Origin of the sequence: Alcaligenes sp. YSL9, from assembly GCF_030515105.1 — a bacterium.
Taxonomy (GTDB): Bacteria; Pseudomonadota; Gammaproteobacteria; order Burkholderiales; family Burkholderiaceae_B; genus Alcaligenes; species Alcaligenes phenolicus.
On the sequence record NZ_JALXJU010000006.1, the window covers coordinates 1 to 2657 of the forward strand.

At 53.1% G+C, this 2657-nt stretch carries 2 rRNA genes; both read left to right on the plus strand.

Annotated features, from left to right (window positions below):
- Positions 1–2339 (plus strand): 23S ribosomal RNA (locus M2Q46_RS18665); the annotation flags it as partial.
- A 180-nt stretch (positions 2340–2519) separates the two neighbouring features.
- Positions 2520–2632, plus strand: a 5S ribosomal RNA gene (gene rrf, locus M2Q46_RS18670).
- Positions 2633–2657 lie beyond the last annotated feature (25 nt).

Genomic DNA, 2657 nt, shown 5'->3' on the forward strand with positions numbered 1-2657 from the left:
TCGTGGTGTGACTGCGTACCTTTTGTATAATGGGTCAGCGACTTACATTCAGTGGCAAGCTTAACCGAATAGGGGAGGCGTAGCGAAAGCGAGTCCGAATAGGGCGATTCAGTCGCTGGGTGTAGACCCGAAACCAGGCGATCTATCCATGGCCAGGTTGAAGGCACGGTAACACGTGCTGGAGGACCGAACCCACTAATGTTGAAAAATTAGGGGATGAGCTGTGGATCGGAGTGAAAGGCTAAACAAGCCTGGAGATAGCTGGTTCTCTCCGAAAACTATTTAGGTAGTGCCTCGTATATTACTGCCGGGGGTAGAGCACTGTTATGGCTAGGGGGTCACAGCGACTTACCAACCCATGGCAAACTCCGAATACCGGCAAGTACAGTACGGGAGACAGAGCACCGGGTGCTAACGTCCGGACTCAAGAGGGAAACAACCCAGACCGCCAGCTAAGGTCCCTAACTATGGCTAAGTGGGAAACGAAGTGGGAAGGCATAGACAGTCAGGAGGTTGGCTTAGAAGCAGCCATCCTTTAAAGAAAGCGTAATAGCTCACTGATCGAGTCGTCCTGCGCGGAAGATGTAACGGGGCTAAGCCATAGACCGAAGCTGCGGATGTGTACTTTGTACACATGGTAGGAGAGCGTTCCGTAAGCCTGTGAAGGTGTTCCGTGAGGAATGCTGGAGGTATCGGAAGTGAGAATGCTGACATGAGTAGCGATAAAGGGGGTGAAAAGCCCCCTCGCCGTAAGTCCAAGGTTTCCTGCGCAACGTTCATCGGCGCAGGGTGAGTCGGCCCCTAAGGCGAGGCAGAGATGCGTAGCTGATGGGAAGCGGGTTAATATTCCCGCACCGTCGTAGAGTGCGATGGGGGGACGGATTGCAGAATGTTATCGGGGTGTTGGATGTCCCCGTTGGCGCATCATAGAAGGCACTTAGGCAAATCCGGGTGCGTAATTCAAGGGTGTGACTGGATAGAGCTTCGGCTCTAAACTAACTGGAAGCAGTTCCAAGAAAAGCCTCTAAGCTTCAGCTCTACGAGACCGTACCGCAAACCGACACAGGTGGACGGGATGAATATTCCAAGGCGCTTGAGAGAACTCAGGAGAAGGAACTCGGCAAATTAATACCGTAACTTCGGGAGAAGGTATGCCTCATTAGTGTGATGTGCCTGCGCACAAAGCATGAAGAGGCCGCAGTGAATCGGTGGCTGCGACTGTTTACTAAAAACACAGCACTCTGCAAACACGAAAGTGGACGTATAGGGTGTGACGCCTGCCCGGTGCCGGAAGGTTAAGTGATGGGGTGCAAGCTCTTGATCGAAGCCCCGGTAAACGGCGGCCGTAACTATAACGGTCCTAAGGTAGCGAAATTCCTTGTCGGGTAAGTTCCGACCTGCACGAATGGCGTAACGATGGCCACACTGTCTCCTCCTGAGACTCAGCGAAGTTGACATGGTTGTGATGATGCAATCTCCCCGCGGCTAGACGGAAAGACCCCATGAACCTTTACTGTAGCTTTGCATTGGATTGTGAACCGGCCTGTGTAGGATAGGTGGGAGACGTTGAAGCGTGGTCGCCAGATCGCGTGGAGTCATCCTTGAAATACCACCCTGGTCTGTTTGCGGTTCTAACCTAGGTCCCTAATCGGGATCGGGGACCGTGCATGGTGGGCAGTTTGACTGGGGCGGTCTCCTCCTAAAGTGTAACGGAGGAGTTCGAAGGTACGCTAGAGACGGTCGGAAATCGTCTTGATAGTGCAATGGCATAAGCGTGCTTGACTGTGAGACTGACAAGTCGAACAGGTACGAAAGTAGGACATAGTGATCCGGTGGTTCTGTATGGAAGGGCCATCGCTCAACGGATAAAAGGTACTCTGGGGATAACAGGCTGATACCGCCCAAGAGTTCATATCGACGGCGGTGTTTGGCACCTCGATGTCGGCTCATCTCATCCTGGGGCTGTAGCCGGTCCCAAGGGTATGGCTGTTCGCCATTTAAAGAGGTACGTGAGCTGGGTTTAAAACGTCGTGAGACAGTTTGGTCCCTATCTGCCGTGGGCGTTGGATACTTGACGGAGCCTGCTCCTAGTACGAGAGGACCGGAGTGGACGTACCACTGGTGTATCGGTTGTCATGCCAATGGCATTGCCGAGTAGCTACGTACGGAAGAGATAACCGCTGAAGGCATCTAAGCGGGAAACTCGTCTGAAGATTAGGTATCCCGGGGGCTTGACCCCCCTGTAGGGTCGTCCGAGACCAGGACGTTGATAGGCTGGGTGTGGAAGTGCAGTAATGCATGTAGCTAACCAGTACTAATTGCCCGTGTGGCTTGATCCTATAACCCTTGAGGTTGTAGTGAGTTAAGTTGTTGACCACAGAACGTAATATTGAAGTGCAGCGCAACCCGCGCTTGACACCTTCGTAACCGCTGCTAGCTGATCCGTACTGATCGCTAGCGGTGTGCTTCTTCCAATTGGCTGGGGCGTCCCTTGAAAGACGACTCGGCAACCAGTTACGCTTGACGACCATAGCAAGGTGGTCCCACACCTTCCCATCCCGAACAGGACTGTGAAACGCCTTTGCGCCGATGATAGTGGACGGACGTCTGTGAAAGTAGGTCATCGTCAAGCTCTTATTCCTCAAAACCCCCGCAAG